Source organism: Streptomyces sp. LZ34, from assembly GCF_053890475.1.
This window is the reverse complement of the sequence record NZ_CM132680.1, coordinates 6,728,439-6,744,500: the sequence shown is the minus strand read 5'-3', so window position 1 is coordinate 6,744,500 and position 16,062 is coordinate 6,728,439. Positions and strand designations below refer to the sequence as shown.

17 protein-coding genes, 1 tRNA gene, 1 other RNA gene and 1 pseudogene are annotated in these 16,062 nt (G+C 70.2%); 1 reads left to right on the top strand and 19 read right to left on the bottom strand.

Going from position 1 to position 16,062, the window contains the following annotated elements; translation table 11 throughout:
* Positions 1 to 471: 471 nt before the first annotated feature.
* The 7 genes from ACWY4P_RS27640 to ffs all read right to left on the bottom strand — a co-directional run bounded on the left by ACWY4P_RS27640 (position 472) and on the right by ffs (position 7,806).
* Entirely contained in the window at positions 472 to 1,545 is a 1,074-nt protein-coding gene (locus ACWY4P_RS27640) for an aspartate-semialdehyde dehydrogenase (RefSeq protein WP_456203040.1), read from the bottom strand.
* A complete protein-coding gene (locus ACWY4P_RS27635; RefSeq protein WP_456203039.1) occupies positions 1,542 to 2,813 on the bottom strand; it encodes an aspartate kinase in 1,272 nt (423 codons plus the stop codon). Before ACWY4P_RS27635 ends, ACWY4P_RS27640 begins: the two co-directional genes overlap by 4 nt.
* Before the next feature lie 262 nt (positions 2,814 to 3,075).
* Positions 3,076 to 3,741, bottom strand: a complete 666-nt coding sequence (locus ACWY4P_RS27630; RefSeq protein WP_456203038.1) for a DUF5063 domain-containing protein — start codon at positions 3,739 to 3,741, stop codon at positions 3,076 to 3,078.
* Complete coding sequence (gene recR, locus ACWY4P_RS27625) at positions 3,734 to 4,333, bottom strand: recombination mediator RecR (protein WP_456203037.1); 600 nt, start codon at positions 4,331 to 4,333, stop codon at positions 3,734 to 3,736. The genes ACWY4P_RS27630 and recR overlap by 8 nt, the downstream gene beginning before the upstream one ends.
* Positions 4,334 to 4,494: 161 nt before the next feature.
* Entirely contained in the window at positions 4,495 to 4,830 is a 336-nt protein-coding gene (locus ACWY4P_RS27620; RefSeq protein WP_456203036.1) for a YbaB/EbfC family nucleoid-associated protein, read from the bottom strand.
* Between the two features lie 188 nt (positions 4,831 to 5,018).
* Entirely contained in the window at positions 5,019 to 7,628 is a 2,610-nt protein-coding gene (locus ACWY4P_RS27615; RefSeq protein WP_456203035.1) for a DNA polymerase III subunit gamma and tau, read from the bottom strand.
* Between the two features lie 83 nt (positions 7,629 to 7,711).
* Positions 7,712 to 7,806, bottom strand: an RNA gene (ffs, locus tag ACWY4P_RS27610) — signal recognition particle sRNA small type.
* Positions 7,807 to 7,880: 74 nt separating this feature from the next.
* Between ffs and ACWY4P_RS27605 the strand changes: the two genes are divergently transcribed.
* A tRNA-Ser gene (locus ACWY4P_RS27605) sits at positions 7,881 to 7,965 on the top strand.
* Between the two features lie 65 nt (positions 7,966 to 8,030).
* Here the strand turns inward: ACWY4P_RS27605 and ACWY4P_RS27600 are convergent.
* From ACWY4P_RS27600 to ACWY4P_RS27545, 12 genes and pseudogenes are all read right to left on the bottom strand, one after another.
* On the bottom strand, positions 8,031 to 9,323 hold the full coding sequence (locus tag ACWY4P_RS27600; protein ID WP_456203034.1) for a tyrosine-type recombinase/integrase: 1,293 nt from the start codon (positions 9,321 to 9,323) through the stop codon (positions 8,031 to 8,033).
* Between the two features lie 74 nt (positions 9,324 to 9,397).
* A complete protein-coding gene (locus tag ACWY4P_RS27595; RefSeq protein ID WP_456203033.1) occupies positions 9,398 to 9,616 on the bottom strand; it encodes an excisionase family DNA-binding protein in 219 nt (72 codons plus the stop codon).
* Between the two features lie 478 nt (positions 9,617 to 10,094).
* Positions 10,095 to 11,570, bottom strand: coding sequence for an ATP-binding protein (locus ACWY4P_RS27590; RefSeq protein WP_456203032.1), 1,476 nt, complete (start codon positions 11,568 to 11,570; stop codon positions 10,095 to 10,097).
* Between the two features lie 2 nt (positions 11,571 to 11,572).
* Positions 11,573 to 12,448 (bottom strand): bifunctional DNA primase/polymerase, encoded by an 876-nt coding sequence (locus ACWY4P_RS27585; protein ID WP_456203031.1) that lies wholly within the window; start codon positions 12,446 to 12,448, stop codon positions 11,573 to 11,575.
* 91 nt (positions 12,449 to 12,539) lie between these two features.
* Positions 12,540 to 12,695 (bottom strand): hypothetical protein, encoded by a 156-nt coding sequence (locus tag ACWY4P_RS27580; protein ID WP_456213370.1) that lies wholly within the window; start codon positions 12,693 to 12,695, stop codon positions 12,540 to 12,542.
* Between the two features lie 23 nt (positions 12,696 to 12,718).
* On the bottom strand, positions 12,719 to 13,015 hold the full coding sequence (locus tag ACWY4P_RS27575) for a hypothetical protein (protein ID WP_456213369.1): 297 nt from the start codon (positions 13,013 to 13,015) through the stop codon (positions 12,719 to 12,721).
* 103 nt (positions 13,016 to 13,118) lie between these two features.
* A pseudogene (locus tag ACWY4P_RS27570) lies at positions 13,119 to 13,562 on the bottom strand (DNA cytosine methyltransferase); the annotation flags it as partial.
* An 87-nt stretch (positions 13,563 to 13,649) separates the two neighbouring features.
* The gene (locus ACWY4P_RS27565) at positions 13,650 to 14,018 is read right to left on the bottom strand and encodes a hypothetical protein (protein WP_456203030.1); all 369 of its coding nucleotides are present in this window, start codon (positions 14,016 to 14,018) and stop codon (positions 13,650 to 13,652) included.
* An 8-nt stretch (positions 14,019 to 14,026) separates the two neighbouring features.
* On the bottom strand, positions 14,027 to 14,710 hold the full coding sequence (locus tag ACWY4P_RS27560) for a hypothetical protein (protein WP_456203029.1): 684 nt from the start codon (positions 14,708 to 14,710) through the stop codon (positions 14,027 to 14,029).
* A 22-nt stretch (positions 14,711 to 14,732) separates the two neighbouring features.
* Positions 14,733 to 15,152 carry a hypothetical protein gene (locus ACWY4P_RS27555; RefSeq protein ID WP_456203028.1) on the bottom strand — a complete coding sequence of 140 codons (420 nt, stop codon included), beginning with the start codon at positions 15,150 to 15,152 and terminating at the stop codon, positions 14,733 to 14,735.
* Between the two features lie 13 nt (positions 15,153 to 15,165).
* Entirely contained in the window at positions 15,166 to 15,696 is a 531-nt protein-coding gene (locus tag ACWY4P_RS27550; RefSeq protein ID WP_456203027.1) for an AAA family ATPase, read from the bottom strand.
* A 14-nt stretch (positions 15,697 to 15,710) separates the two neighbouring features.
* A complete protein-coding gene (locus tag ACWY4P_RS27545) occupies positions 15,711 to 16,022 on the bottom strand; it encodes a hypothetical protein (protein WP_456203026.1) in 312 nt (103 codons plus the stop codon).
* Between the last annotated feature and the right edge of the window lie 40 nt (positions 16,023 to 16,062).

Here is a 16,062-nt window from a genome sequence, read left to right as displayed (position 1 = left end):
TGCCGAATGCCTCTGTTGCCACGCCAGTTGGACACGCTGCCCCCTGTCAGGGTTGTACGCGAGAGGCACCGCTTTTGACGATGCAACGAATGCCCCCATGTACACCAACCCGTCCCCGATGCCCCGGTTTACTCAACGCCCACTGCGGGGCGGCTGGAAAGACGCTCCCCGCCCGCTGTCGGTTGCAGCGGGCGGGGAGGGAATCTTATCCGTAGATCTTTGCCCCAGTTTGAGCCCCGTTCAAGTGGTCCAGGCCATTGTTCGGGTCACAGAAACCTCACAGTTTCGGGGCCCAGGGCTGGAAGGCCACCACTGTACGCGGCAGCCGGGCCGCGACTGTGGAGCGGGTCACGCGGGCGTTGCGCGGCGGGGCATGCGGCCGTCAGACCATCAGGCCGTCAAGGCCTTGGGGCCGTCGGGCCGTCGGGCCGTCGGGCCGTCAAAGGGTCAGGCCGTCAAAGCGCCTGGCCGTCAGGCCGTCAGCTCCGCCGCGACGACCTCCGCGATCTGCGCGGTGTTGAGCGCCGCGCCCTTGCGAAGGTTGTCGCCGCACACGAACAGCTCGAGCGCCTTGGGGTCGTCGAGCGAGCGCCGGACCCGGCCCACCCAGGTCGGGTCGGTGCCCACGACATCGGCCGGGGTGGGGAACTCCCCCTCCGCCGGGTCGTCGCAGAGCACCACGCCGGGCGCGGCCGCGAGAATCTCGTGCGCCTGGGCCACGGTCACCTCGTTCTCGAACCGCGCGTGCACGGCCAGCGAGTGGGTGGTGATCACGGGCACGCGGACGCAGGTCGCGGTGACTCGCAGGTCCGGCAGCGCCAGGATCTTCCGGGACTCGTTGCGCACCTTGAGCTCCTCCGAGGACCAGCCGCCCTCCTTGAGCGAGCCCGCGAACGGCACCACGTTGAGCGCCATCGGCCCGGGGAACGGCCCGGTGTCGCCGATCGCCCGCCGTACGTCGCCCGGCTGGGTGCCCAGCTCCGTACCGGCGACGAGGGTGAGCTGCTCGCGGAGGGTGTCGATGCCCTCCTTGCCCGCCCCGGAGACCGCCTGGTACGAGGAGACGATCAGCTCCTGGAGCCCGAACTCGGCGTGCAGCGCGCCCATCGCGACGATCATCGAGAGGGTGGTGCAGTTGGGGTTGGAGATGATGCCGCGCGGGCGGAGGCGGGCCGCGTGCGCGTTCACCTCGGGGACCACCAGCGGCACGTCGGGGTCCATCCGGAAGGCTCCGGAGTTGTCGACGACGACCGCGCCCTTGCCGACCGCGATCGGCGCCCACTGCGCGGAGACCTCGTCCGGCACGTCGAACATCGCGATGTCGACGCCGTCGAAGGCCTCCTCGCTCAGCGCGATGACCTCGACCTGCTCGCCCCGTACGGACAGCTTCCGGCCGGCCGAGCGCGGCGAGGCGATCAGCCGGATCTCGCCCCAGATGTCCGCCCGCTCGGACAGGATGGAGAGCATGACGGTGCCGACGGCTCCAGTCGCGCCGACGACGGCGAGCGTCGGCTTCCGGCCACCGGCACCGCCACTGCCTGTCATCGGCCGGTCCCTCCGTAGACGACGGCTTCCACGCTGTCGCTGTCCAGCCCGAAGGCGCTGTGTACGGCCCGGACCGCTTCCTTCACGTCGTCGGCGCGGGTGACGACCGAGATGCGGATCTCGGAGGTCGAGATCAACTCGATGTTGACCCCGGCGTTGGACAGCGCCTCGAAGAAGGTCGCGGTGACGCCCGGGTTCGTCCGCATACCGGCGCCGACCAGCGAGATCTTGGCGATCTGGTCGTCGTAGCGCAGCGAGTCGAAGCCGATCGTCGGCTGCGCCTTGGTCAGCGCCTCCATGGCCCTGTGGCCGTCGGTCTTCGGGAGGGTGAAGGAGATGTCGGTCAGGCCGGTCGACGCGGCGGAGACGTTCTGCACCACCATGTCGATGTTCAGCTCGGCATCCGAGATCGTACGGAAGATGGCCGCGGCCTCACCCGGCTTGTCCGGCACCCCGACGACCGTGATCTTGGCCTCGGAGGTGTCGTGGGCAACACCCGAGATGATCGCCTGCTCCATCGGCTGCTCCCCTTGCGGCTCGTTGCTGACCCACGTGCCCTTGAGTCCGGAGAAGGACGAGCGGACGTGGATCGGGATGTTGTAACGGCGTGCGTACTCCACACAGCGGTGGAGCAGCACCTTGGAGCCGGAACTGGCCAGTTCCAGCATGTCCTCGAACGAGATCCAGTCAATCTTGCGGGCCTTCTTCACGACCCGCGGGTCGGCGGTGAACACACCGTCGACATCCGTGTAGATCTCGCAGACCTCGGCATCGAGGGCGGCCGCGAGGGCGACGGCGGTGGTGTCCGAGCCGCCACGGCCCAGGGTGGTGATGTCCTTCTTGTCCTGGGACACACCCTGGAAGCCCGCGACGATCCCGATGTTGCCCGCGTCGATCGACTCCCGGATGCGGCCGGGCGTGACGTCGATGATCCGCGCCTTGTTGTGGACCGAGTCGGTGATGACACCGGCCTGGCTGCCGGTGAACGACTGCGCCTCGTGGCCGAGGTTTTTGATCGCCATCGCCAGCAGGGCCATGGAGATCCGCTCTCCCGCGGTCAGCAGCATGTCGAACTCACGCCCCGACGGAATCGGGGACACCTGCTCGGCGAGGTCGATCAGCTCGTCCGTCGTGTCGCCCATCGCGGAAACCACGACGACCACCTGGTGGCCGTTCTTCTTGGCTTCGACGATTCGCTTGGCGACCCGCTTGATGCCCTCGGCATCGGCAACGGAAGAGCCTCCGTACTTCTGCACGACAAGGCCCACGTGCGCTCCCTGGCTCTCAGTAATGCGGTCGGCTCAGTCTAACGAGTGGCCGGAAATTACCCCGCGAATATCACATTGCGAGACACATGCCTCACGTTGTGATCAGACGTCCGGGTCGCACCACCCACCCGCTCAGCGACCAACCCTGCCCGCTGCGCTCCAAAGCACACGGAAAGGTAACCCAGGTCACACCTTCGGGGTCCGTACGGACTCAGGCCCGTACGGACCTCAGGGCCCTCACGACCTCAGGGTCCTCACGACCTCAGGGCCGTACGGGCCGGATGCCGAGCGGGGCCGCGATCTCCGCCGCCATCACCCGTCCCGCCTCCTCCGCGAGCTCCTCGTCGCCGCCCGCATTGCTGTCGGTGTCCAGGCCGTCCAGCTCGTCCAGCGGGCTGTCCAGGCGTACGTGGGCGACCAGCGACTGCAACGCACGCAGGGCGGCGGAGGCGGTCGTGCCCCAGTTGGACAGGTACGAGAACTGCCACCACCACAGCGCCTCGCTGATCCGGCCGTCGCGGTAATGGGCCATGCCGTGGCGCAGGTCGGTGAGGATGTCGGCCAGGTCGTCGGAGATCCGGCAGGCGACGGGCTGGCTGCGCGGCACATACGGGTCGAAGACCTCGGAGTAGACGTCCACCGGGTCGAGCAGCCGGGCGAAGCGCTCGCGCAGGTCGTCGACGTCCGGCTCGGGGCCGACGTCCGGCTCGTACCGCTCGTCGGGGACGAAGTCCTCGTGCGCACCCAGCCGGCCGCCCGCGAGCAGCAGCTGGGACACCTCGAGCAGGAGGAACGGCACAGCGCTGTCCGGCTCGTCGCCCTTCGCCACCTCGGTGACCGCGACGATGAAACTCTCGATCTGATCGGAGATCTGGACCGCGAAGTCGTCCGGATCCGGGTGGGCGGCGTGCAGCGTTGCGTCAGACATCGAGAAGTCTTCTCCCTTCGAAGGCACGCCCCAGCGTGACCTCGTCGGCGTACTCCAGGTCTCCCCCGACTGGGAGACCGCTAGCCAGCCGGGTCACCTTCAAACCCATGGGCTTGACCATGCGCGCCAGGTAGGTGGCGGTGGCCTCGCCCTCCAGGTTCGGATCGGTGGCCAGGATCAGCTCCGTGACCGTACCGTCCGCGAGCCGTGCCAGCAGCTCCCGGATCCGCAGATCGTCCGGGCCCACGCCCTCGATCGGGCTGATCGCGCCGCCGAGCACGTGGTAGCGGCCGCGGAACTCGCGGGTGCGCTCGATCGCCACGACGTCCTTGGGCTCCTCGACCACACAGATGACGGCCTGGTCGCGGCGCGGGTCCTGGCACACCCGGCACTGCTCGGCCTCGGCGACGTTCCCGCACACCGCGCAGAACCGCACCTTGTCCTTGACCTCGGTCAGCGCATGCGCGAGGCGGCGGACGTCGGCGGGCTCGGCCTGGAGGATGTGGAAGGCGATGCGCTGCGCGCTCTTGGGACCGACGCCGGGCAGCCTGCCCAATTCGTCGATGAGGTCCTGGACCACGCCTTCGTACACGCCGCTTCCAATCTCGCGCTGATGCGCGGTGGCTTCTCTTCTTACAGACTTCTCTTACAGACTTCGGTATAAGGCCCGGGTCAGACTCTGGGCAGACCGGGTGACACCGCTTTCTGGCCGCTCTCGGAACGGCCGGCCGCTCTCGGAACGTAAGGCCGGTCTCAGAACGGAAGGCCCGGCATGCCGCCGAGACCCTGGGCGAGCGGGCCGAGCTTCTGCTGCTGGAGCTGCTGCGCGGCGTTGTTCGCATCGCGCACGGCCGCGACGACGAGGTCCGCGAGGGTCTCGGTGTCCTCCGGGTCCACCGCCTTCGGATCGATGACCAGGCCCTGAAGCTCACCGGCGCCGGTCACGGTCGCCTTCACCAGGCCGCCGCCGGCCGAGCCTTCGACAGGGGTCCTGGCCAGTTCCTCCTGCGCCGCGGCGAGGTCCTGCTGCATCTTCTGGGCCTGCTGAAGCAGCTGCTGCATGTCGGGCTGGCCACCACCGGGGATCACGAGCTCACTCCTGCGCTGTCGACAGAGTTCTTCTTTCCGATAGCCCGAGCCTACGTGCTCACGGGGCGCCCCGCCCTACGCCGTAGGGAGGAGGGCGGAACGGCGCCCGAGTACTCAACTCAGGCGCCGCGCAGGGCGAGCGACGCGCACCGGAGCCCCGCCCGTAAGCGACTCGCCCCTGCGCGTTCCTACTCGTTCGCGATCTCTTCGATGAGCGTCGCGCCGAGCTCGCGCACGATCAGGTCATGGCCGCTGAGCGCGCTCTCGTCGAGGTCCGGGTCGTCCTCGGCCGGCATGTCGTCCTCGGGCGCGATCGGCGGGGGCTCCGGCTCCCGGTACGCCGACGACTGCGCCGGCGGGCCCGCCGATTCGGCCGGCGCCCCGGCGGGGGACGACGACGGTCCGGGGGCGGCGGGCGCGGCGGCGGACGCCTGGGCCTGGGGCCGGGGGGCCGACTGCCGCGGCGGGGCCGCGGAGGCGCCGCCGCCCCCGAAGCCGCCACCACCGCCACCGCCGGAGCCACCGGGACCGCCCGAACCGCTGAAGCCCCCGGAGCCACCGGAACCGCCGAAGCCACCGCCGCCCGCACCGCCGGGCCCGCTCTGCTGTCCGGCGCCGCCCGAGGGGTCGACGATCGCCTCGATCCGCCACTGCACGCCGATCGCGTCACTGAGCGCCTGGCGCAGCACGTCCTCGCTGCCGCCGCCGACGAAGCTGTCGCGCGCGCCGGCGTTGGAGAAGCCGAGCTGGAGGATGGTGCCGTCGAAGCCGGTGACGGTCGCGTTCTGGCTCAGCAGGATCCAGGTGAAGCGGCGGCGGTTCTTGACCGCCTCCAGGATGTCCGGCCACATCTGCCGCACCTGCATGGCGCCCTGCGCCATGCCCGGCGCGGACGCGGCTGGGGCGGTACCACCGGCAGGCGCGGGGGAAGGCGCGGAAGGGGCGGAAGGGGCGGAAGGGGCGGAAGAGCTCGAGGCACCAGAAGGGCCGGAAGAACCACCCGACGGCGCACCACCCTGCCCAGGCGCACCGCCCTGCCCAGGCGCCGCGGCCGACGGCCAGCTGCCGGGCTGCCGCCCCGCGCCCTGGGCGGAACCGGGAGCCGCGGCGGCCGGCCAGGCCCCGGGCCGCGGCCCGGACGCGGCGGGCGCGCCGCCACTGTCCGTACCGCCCGCAGCCGCGTCACCAGCCGCCGCACTGCCCGCGGCCGCGGGCCAGGCGCCGGGGCGCTGACCGCCGCCGTTCGCCTCCGCGGGCTGGGCGCCCCCGGGCCACGCGCCGGGCTGCTGTCCGCCACCCCCGGCGTCTGCCGGAGCCACACCCGCACCACCAGCGGCAGGACCACCAGCCGCCGGACCACCACCGGCCGCACCACCGGCCGCCGGACCACTCGCCGCACCGGGCCCCGCCGCGGCCGGAGCCGCACCCTGGCCGGCCCCGGCCCCGGCCCCGCCACGGCCCGTCACCGCCGCGCGCGCGGCCGCCGGGCCGGAGGGACCTGCGGCCGGGGCGTGTGCGTCGGGCCCCGGTACGTACCCCATGGCGGGCCCTTGGCCCTCCGGCCCCCCGGGCCCTCCGGGCAGACCACCGGCTCCCGCCCCCGGGAATCCGCCCCCCGGACCACCCAGGCCGCCCGCCAGGGCCCCCCGCTCCAGCTTCTCCAGCCGCGCCTGCACCGACCGCTCGTCCCCGAACGCCGCGGGCAGCAGCACCCGGGCGCAGATCAGCTCCAGCTGCAGCCGCGGAGAGGTGGCGCCGCGCATCTCGGTCAGGCCCTCGTTGACCAGGTCGGCGGCGCGGCTCAGCTCGGCGGCGCCGAAGACGGACGCCTGGGCCTGCATCCGCTCGACGACATCGACCGGGGCGTCGATGAGCCCCTTCTCCGCCGCGTCCGGCACGGCCGCGAGAATCACCAGGTCACGCAGGCGCTCCAGCAGATCGGCGACAAAGCGGCGGGGGTCGTTGCCCCCCTCGATCACGCGGTTGACGACCTCGAACGCGGCCGAGCCGTCGCTCGCCGCGAAGGCGTCCACGATCGCGTCGAGCAGCGAGCCGTCCGTATAGCCGAGCAGCGACGTCGCCATGGCATACGTCACACCGTCCTCGCCCGCGCCGGCGAGCAGCTGGTCCATGACCGACATCGAGTCCCGGACCGACCCCGCCCCGGACCGCACCACCAGCGGCAGCACTCCGTCCTCGACGGGGATCGCCTCGCGCTCGCAGACCTCCGCCAGGTAGTCGCGCAGCGTCCCGGGGGGCACCAGCCGGAAGGGGTAGTGGTGCGTGCGCGACCGGATGGTGCCGATGACCTTCTCGGGCTCCGTGGTCGCGAAGATGAACTTCAGATGCTCCGGAGGCTCCTCGACCACCTTCAGCAGGGCGTTGAACCCCGCCGAGGTGACCATGTGCGCCTCGTCGATGATGTAGATCTTGTACCGGCTCGACGCAGGCCCGAAGAACGCCTTCTCCCGCAGCTCACGCGCGTCGTCCACGCCTCCATGAGACGCGGCGTCGATCTCGATGACATCGATCGATCCCGGCCCGTTCCGCGCGAGGTCCTGGCAGGACTGGCACTCCCCGCACGGCGCCGGGGTCGGCCCCTTCTCGCAGTTCAGACAGCGGGCCAGGATGCGCGCGCTGGTCGTCTTGCCACAGCCGCGCGGACCGCTGAAGAGGTACGCGTGATTGACCCGGTTGTTGCGCAGCGCCTGCTGCAGCGGGCCGGTGACATGCTCCTGGCCGATGACCTCGGCGTAGGTCTCGGGGCGGTAGCGGCGGTACAGCGCGAGGGACGACACGCTTACGACGATATCGGTGCCCACCGACATCCGAAGCCGCCCGCACCCCCTCACCCACGCCCACCCCGCGCCCTCCCCACAACGCAAGGGCCCCCCACGTACCCGCCAGAGCCCACTTACCCTTGCTGCCTTCCGGCCCTGGGGGAGTTCGGTGAGATAGCGCCACGTGAGGGGCTGGCCCCCACCCTAGCGGATGGACCGGGTCGGGAACGAGTTCGCGTGCACTGCTCCTGGTCTTGTATTGTTTCCGGCGGAGGATTCGCCTAGAGGCCTAGGGCGCACGCTTGGAAAGCGTGTTGGGGGCAACCCCTCACGAGTTCGAATCTCGTATCCTCCGCACCCGCCTGAACAGGCGAAACGAGGGGCCCCGCTGATCATCAGCGGGGCCCCTCGTCGTTGTCCTCAGTGCTCGTTGTCCTGGTTTTTGTCCACAGGGGGCGTTTCCGAGGGTCCCCAGATGGCATCGGCAATCTTCCGGGCCACGTCCTTGAGCATGGCGTCCGGCACGTGGAGGTACCGCGCCCGCATGCTTGCGGAGGTGCCCGGCTCCCACCCCATGATCTGATCAATGACGCGGTCCGGGACACCGAGCAGCATGAGCACCGTGGCGGCCGTGTGCCTGGCGTCGTGCAGCCGAGCGTTCCGAACCCCCGCGTCTTCCAGCAGCCGCTTCCAGTCGTGGTAGTCCGTGTTCGGGCTCAGTGGGCCACCCAGCGGCTTGGTGAACACGTACTCCGACTCGGCCCACAGGTTCCCGGCCGCCTTACGCTCGCGCTCTTGCGTCTCGGCATGTGCACGAAGCATGGCGACCAGCGGGCCCGGCAGGGGCACGGCACGCCGGCCCGCTCGCGACTTGGTGTTCTTGGTCTCACGCCGAACCTGCACCCTGTCCGGGCAGTACCCCGCCTTCCGGCCGCACGGTGAGGCTTCCGGGCACCCGTGCTCGTACCTGGGGCGCAGACGGTTCCGGCGCAGCTTCAGGTACTCGTTGCGCAGGTCGACGTCAGACCAGCGCAGTCCGAGCGTCTCGCCCTGCCGCAGTCCGAGCGCCAGCGCCAGCGCCAGCATCCAGCGGGCGCTGTTCCGGCGGTTGTTGGCTTCGAGCAACAGGCGCTGAACCTCTTCCACGGAGTAGGGCTCTACCTCTGTTTCGTCCTCCTCCATCCGCGGCGGCTTCGCCAACGAGGCGGCATTCTTCGGCGCGTAGCCGCGCCGTACCGCCTCCCCCAGCGCGGTTCGGGCGGTGCGGTGAGCCTGATGAGCCGTGCCGGCCTTGCGCGCCCCGTTCGCCTGCATACGGCGATACAGACTCTCCAGGTGCTCGGGCTGCAAGCGGTCAAGGCGGTGCTTGCCGACACCAGGCACGAGGTGAACGCGAACGGCGACCTCATAGCCGTCGTACGTGTTCTCGCTGACGGTCGGCTTGGCGATGTCCTCAACCCAGTGCCAAAGCCACTTCTCAACCGTCCACGGCTTGCCGGGCTGACGCGCCGAACCCGCGTCGCGCTGCTTCTCAAGCCGGCGGACTTCATCAACCAGTTCGTCGCGCGTCGGGCGCGTCACGTGTCGGCGGTACGGCTCCCCGTTGTCCTTGTAGCCCATCGGGACGCGGGCGTGCCAACGGCCGTCTTTCCCGAAGTAGATCGCGGATTCGCCGTTGGCGCGGCGGGTGCCCTTCTTCTTTTTCTCTGCCACAGGCAGGCTCCCTCTGAGGTGCGGAAAGCCCGGAGCGCTGCCCCGCTTGGGGCAGCGCTCCGGAAGAGAGTGGTTCAGGCGGCGCGCTGCTCGGCGCGGCGGCGGGCGACGTATGCGGCGGGCGCGTCTGCGGGAACGCGCCGGAGACGGCCAACCGGGATGGACTCCAGCTCTCCAGCGCGGATGAGCGCGAAGCATGTGGTCCGGCCGATGCGGAGTCGGCGGGCGGCCTCTTCGACGGTCAACAGCACGAGCGTGGGGTCATCGGCATCGGCGAGCTGAGGCGTGTCCATGGTTGGGGCACTCCTTCGTCTGGGGCGGGCGGCACTTCCCCTTCCGGGGTGGGGCCTGTTTCGGGAGTTCGCGTCTGTCCGAGGTGCGGGATTCTGCGTCACCGCGTCATCTGCGTCATTTGCGCTTCTGACCTGCGGTTTTGAGTGACGCAGAGATCCCGGGGTGTGTCACCCGCGCGCGATACTCTGCGTCATCGGTGACGCAGGTGACGCGGGGTGACGCAGCCACGGCCGTCCTGCGTCACCGCTGTAGCGGCAGGTCACGGGCCGTTTTCCGCCCTTGGGTGACGCGGATGACGCAGCGTCTCTTCTCTTCGGACAAGAGAAGGGGGGTGTCTGTTGTGGTGCGCTGCGCGTTAAGGCGTGAAGAAGGAGCCGCTTCGCGGCGCGACCATCGGGGCGGCGTGCCGCCGAACAGCAAGAAGAGCACCGGGCGCGTGGTGCTCTTCTTGCTTGTCCCGCGGTCGTGGGTCGCCGGTCAGAGCATCGGCTCTTGCTGATGTGGCGGCGGGGTCGGTCGTCGGGTCATCTCGATGTAGCGGCCCGCTTTGGTGCGGCCCCAGTCGATCAGGACATCACGAGCGGCGAGGGTCGGTTGGAGTCGTTTGAGGCGGTCGGAGAGGACCTTGCCCGTGGTGGGCCAGCCCTTGGGCAGGGGACGGCAGTCGTCCCCGGTGTACAGGCCGGTGAGGCGGTGCAGCCACTCGGAGGAGGTCATCCGGATGTCCACGCCCAGATCGATGCCGGCGGCGTGCTTCAGCACGGTCTGGGCCAGGAGGTCACCCTCGATGACGTCGTCGTTGAGGTCGTCGAGGCTGGTCCGGTAGGCATTGAGCGCTCCGAGGCCGGTCGCCGCGTCGAGCTGCGCGCACAGGTGGGCGAAGTCGGCCATCCGCAGGTCGGTGGGGATGTCGGCCTCGGCCGCCCGGACCTTGACGGTCAGATCCAGGAGGGACCCGAGGACGACGGGCAGGACTTCTTCGAACTCCGCCCACAGCTCGGCCTCGGTCCGCCGGACGCGGGGGCGTTCCAGGCGGAGGGGAAGGAGGCGTTCGGCGAGGTCGGGGCGGATGACGCCGACGTCGATGCCGGTCAGCAGGAGGGGGCGGCGGTAGCGGGCACGCACCACGTCGCCGTCGGTGTAGAGGGCGCGTTTGATGGTCTCGGCGCCGGTGACGATGCAGCACATGAGGTCGGACAGGTCCGGGCCCAGATGGGAGAGGTTGTCCAGGGCCGTGACCCACCCGGCCGCCACGGCCGCGATCAGGTTCTCCTCGTCCTTCGGAGCGCGGCGAAGGTCGCCGCTCATGCCCTCAATGATCCTCACGAGCATCCGCCCGCCGGTGGACTTGCCCGCGCCCTGGGGGCCGGTGAGGAAGGGGGCAGGGACGGGCACGGACGGCCCGAGGCAGCCGATCAGCCACGCGATAGCCAGGCACTCGGTCTCCGCGCCTGCGAAGTTGCAGAGCCGCAGGAGCAGGTCGATGCCCTTGCCGTCGGTGTCCTTGGCCGGCAGGGGCAGTTCCCCGGTGAGCTGGGTCCGCCGCCAGCACACCTCCTGCGGGTCGGGGGTGACGACATCCCAGCCGGTGGGGTGGATGCGGACGGACTGCCCGTCACTGCGCCCAAGGTCGAGCCACGTCGCACCGTCGAATCCTGGTGCGACGCGGATGTGAACGGGCTGCACGTCCTGGTCCATCGCGAGTGCTTCGATCAAGTCCAGCGCCTCCTTGAGGGCGGTTCCGTTGAATACACCGAGACCGTCCTTGAACAGCCCGACCATGAGTTCTTGGCGGTGGCTTCCCGAGGTGCCCTGTGAGCGGATCGGGCGGGCCACGGGGTGGCCGTTCTTCTGGGCGAACACGGTTCCGTCGGCGGTGCGGAAGTACCGGAAGTGCGCTTGCGCGTAGTCGGCGATGACCTCGCGGGCCGGGGTCTTCTCGTCGTCGGACATGGTCACAGTCCCAACCTGACGCGGGCGTTGGCCCATGCGTCAGTGCAGTGCCGGGGCGACTCCCCCTTGGCCTGAGCGGCGGCGAACAGCCGCGCAATGTGGGTGTCGGTCAGGCAGCCGCACCGGCCGTGAGCGGACAGCACGGCGAGGAACGTGCGGTAGACGGTCGCGTGAATCGCACTGCGGGCCTCGGTGATGCGCTGCTCCGCCATAGCGATGCCACGCTCCAGGTAGTCGGGCACGCGATGGCGGCACTCCCCGCCCCCGACCGGCGCGGGCGCCGTGACGACGAGCGGTGCGGCCCGGACCGTGGAAGGCTCCTTCACGGCCAGCGCGCGCACGGCGCCCGGCAGATCGGACATGGTGCCGGTTCCGGGGCCGAGCCACCGGGCGTAGGCCATCGTGGACTTGATGTCGACGCCCTCACGAACGCCGTTCACCGAGCGCATGGCACCCAGGTAGATCCAGTGCTCCCCACGGGTGGTGAGCACGGTCCGGGTGGGCGGCAGGGACTCACGGGCCCACGCGACGGAGGCCGGGCTGTCGAGGTCCACGACGGTCAGCCCGGCCCCGCCCGGGTGGTAGGCGACGGCTACGGCCTGCCGCCAGGCCGTAGCCCACGCGGGGGAGGTGATGACGCTGCGGTCGGTGGTGGCGGCGGCCCAGGCGTGGCAGACCGAAGGGCACTGGCAGGGGCCCGGGGCCTTCATGTTGGGGCGTCCGCCACAGGCGATGTCGGTGCAGGCATGGCAGTTCCCGAACGGCACCTTCCCGGCCCGCAGGGGAAGCGCCGGCATACCGGCGGCGGCCAGTTCCAGCGCGGTCCGTAGATGGGAGCCGCCGGGGGCGTCTCGCCGGATGGGGGCGGGTTGGGTCATGCTGGTGGTTCTCCTGTTCCGTTGTGGATGGGCAGGGGGAACCCGGGGCGGTGGGCTGTCCTTGGCCGGAGGCCGCCGCCCCGGGCGCTGCTCAGGCAGCTGTGACCAGCTGGTGATGGCTGGCCTGGAGCAGGTGGTGCAGGGTGTACGTGGCCTGTTGTGGGAGGACGCCGTTGCCGAGCGCTTTGAGCTGCGCGGTCCGGGACAGTCCGGGAACGGCGGTGACATGGCCGTGGTCAAGGCCCATGAGCCATTCGACGAACGGCGGGTTCAGCCGCCCCAGAGCGTCAGTTGCTCGTGGGGCGGGGCGTCCGAGAACTCGCTCCCACCGTCGGATGGCGGGGAGGAAACGGCCCCAAGCAGCGTCGGGTTGCCCCTGCTGTACGTGGTACTCGTCCGGTCGCCGTCCGCCGCGGTCGGCGTCGGCAGGAGAAGCCGTGCCGCATCGAGGAGCGTCATCCCGTACCCCTCGCTGTACGGTGTCCCGTCCGGCCGATAGTTCGCTGTGGTCCCCGGGAACGACGCGTTCGGCGTGGGAAGCAGCGTCACCGTGGTCCGCAGGTCCATCCCCCCGTCCCCGTGTACGCCCGCCCCATTCGTGTCCGAGGTTCGGGGCGTCGGTAGCAGTGGCGAGGACGATGAGCCGGCGACGTTGGTGGGGAGCGCCGACCTGGTCCGCGCGTACAACGCACCACTCAACATCGAACCCGAGGTCGGCAAGGTCGCACAGGACAGTGTCGAAACCGAGTCGAAGGTGCCCTGCGACGTTCTCAAAGACCGCGTAGCGGGGTCGTAGAACGCGAAGGGCGGCGGCGATGTAGGGCCAGATGTGCCGGTCATCGGCGGTTCCCTTTCTCTTGCCAGCGGTGCTGAACGGCTGGCACGGATACCCGCCGCACACGATGTCGACCGGCTCCACGTCCTCCCAGCGCACGGCCGTGATGTCACCCAGGTTCGGCACCCGCGGGTGGTGGTGGGCCAGGATGCGTGCCGCCCCGGGATCGTTATCCGCGACCCATGCGACTGAGCCGCCGAAAACCTGCTGCACTGCGATGTCAAGGCCGCCGTAGCCGGTACAGACTGAGCCGAGCCGTAATGTCGGGGGAGGGCTCATACCGGGATCTCCTGTTCCGTTGTGGATGGGCAGGGGAAGCCGGGGCGGTGGGCTGTCCTTGGCCGGAGGCCGCCGCCCCGGGCGTAGCTATTCGGCGTAGCCGATGGGGCTGAGGGCGTTGTGGGCCCGGTTCAGGCAGATGTGCAGGGCTTCGGCGCAGCGTTGTGCGGCGGTGATTCCTTCGCGCAGGTCTTCCAGGCGCGTGGCGAGGTCGCCGGGCCCGTTGTCGCTGCGCAGGTGTCCCTCGTGGCCCAGGCGGTCCATGAAGGCGCGGATCTGGTCGAGGGCCTGGGGCAGGCGCATGGCGAGGGTGGAGAGGTTGGCGATGGTGCTGTAGGCGTCGCCGGGGTACTCCAGCCCGCCGTCGGTCTGGCGGGTGGAGTGGTTGAGCTGGCGGATGGCTTCGGCTGCCGTGTCGGAGAGTTCAGCGGCGTTGGTGCTGGTCTGGCTGGTCATGGTGTCCCTCACTGCTCCTTGCCGTTGCGGGCGTGCTGGGCGCGGGGCTCCAGCAGTGCGAAGTGGAGTGCGGATTCGGCGAGCTGGCCGTAGGCGTACGCGGCGTCCGGCGCCCCGGTGGCGGTGTCGATGGCCTCGTGGAGTGCACCGGCCTCGTGGTCGGAGAGCTGGGGCTGTTCGTCGAGGTATTCGGCGAACAGGCCCGCGTCCTCGCAGATGGCCCATCGGGCACGGGCTTGGACGAACTTCTTGTAGTCGCTCCAGCGCTCCAGGCCCGGCATGAGCGGCGGGATCGGGGACAGCTCACCGGGGATGACGTAGAACCCTTCCCGGCTGCGGCCGAGCTGGACAACGTCGGGCTGCCAGCCGTCCAGGACGCGCAGGATGGCCCACGCGGTGCCGTAGGCGTAGCCCTCAGCGGTCTGGGTGTAGAGGGTGCGCAGCTTGTTCGCCTGCTCCATGAGGACCTTGCCGATGGTGAACAGGGCGGCGTCGTGCGGGCGGAACGGCACGCCACCCGGGTCCCGGCCGTCGAGACGGACCTCTCCGTCGACGGGCCGCAGCCGGTCGAGGTCGTAGGCGTCACGGGCCAGCTCGGCACTGCGGGCCGCGCGCTGCGCTTCGCGAGCGGCGGCGCCGAGGGCGTACACGCTGTCGGTGAGACGTTCGAACCATGGCATGGGATTGGTCATGGTGCTGTGCTCCTGTTCGGGGTCAGGTGGAAGGGCGGAGAGCGGTGGTTTGGGCGATGACGGACTCGACGACTGCCTGATCGGGAGTCCAGAACCCGAGGGCGCCCTTGGCGGGCACGGGGTGGCGGAGGCGGCGGACGTCGGCGAGCTGCCAGTGGTAGACGTCGCTCTGGCCCCAGGGCGCGCAGCAGGTGCCGGTACTGCGGTGGCAGTCGGTGAGCGAGGCGATGGCCACGATGGCGCTGCGGGTGTTCGGCCAGGAGTCGAGGGCATCCCAGTCAGTGATGAGGAAGCGGCCCATGCGGTCGTAGGCCGCTCCCGCGTGGATGAGGACCCGCCTGCCGATGTACTTCTTCGGCACGGGCCAGGTGCGGTTTTCAGTGGTCTTGCCGCCGTAGGCGATGGCGTCTGCCCACGGCTGGCGCACGGTGAGTGCGTGCATCAATCAGCGCTCCCTACTTGTTCTTGGGCTGGAAGAGCTTGAGGGACAGGCCGAGCCCGTTCGGGCCGGTCGTGGAGCGGATGAGGGCGACGGTGCGGATGTCGGCGAATCCCTCTGCGTCCAACTGCTCGGCTGTCGGGGTCATTTGGTGCAGCTCGCGCACCACGTTCTCCGGGACCTGACGGGTGCGGGTGGTGTTGCGTGCGTAACAGAGGGCCAGCGGCAGCTTGAAGAGGATGGCCGCTGCAGGGCGCTGGTAGTAGCGGGCGCGGGCGAGCAGTCCCGCGCGGACGTGCGGCATCACGTTGGTGCTGTCCACGACGGTGGTCAGGCCGCGTGCGAGTCGGGCTTCCAGCAGGAGGTTCTGGATCTGTGCTGCGGTGGGTGTGGCGGACTGGTCGGCGGCGTCGTCGGTCGCCATCTCCCGGAAGTCGTCCAGGCACAGACGGCCGGTCGGGAAGTGACGGCGGGCATAGGTGGACTTGCCCGCTCCGGGTGAGCCGACCAGGACGATGAGGGTCCCTGGGGCGTACTGGGCTTCCATGCGGTTGGCGTTCCTCACTTGTTCTTGGAACCGAAGAGCTTGAGGGACAGGCCGAGCCCGATCGGGCCGGTGGTGGAGCCGATGAGGGCGGCGGTGCGCACGGCGTAGTCGAAGACCGCAACGGCAGCCGCAACGAGCCCGAGGACGCCAGCGGCTCCGGCGAGCCCGATGGCGAGCGGCACGGCCCACTTCCGTGCGGACCGGGCCGGGGCCGGGGCGGGGGTCTGGATGATGACCACATTGCGGCCGTCTAAGTGCCGGTAGAGGTCGGCGGGTATATGCGGTGCGAGGTGCCCAGGGATGGTGTGCGGGTCGGGACGCTGCATAGCTGCCTCCGGGGTGGTGGATGCCTGCGCGGTCGGCGTG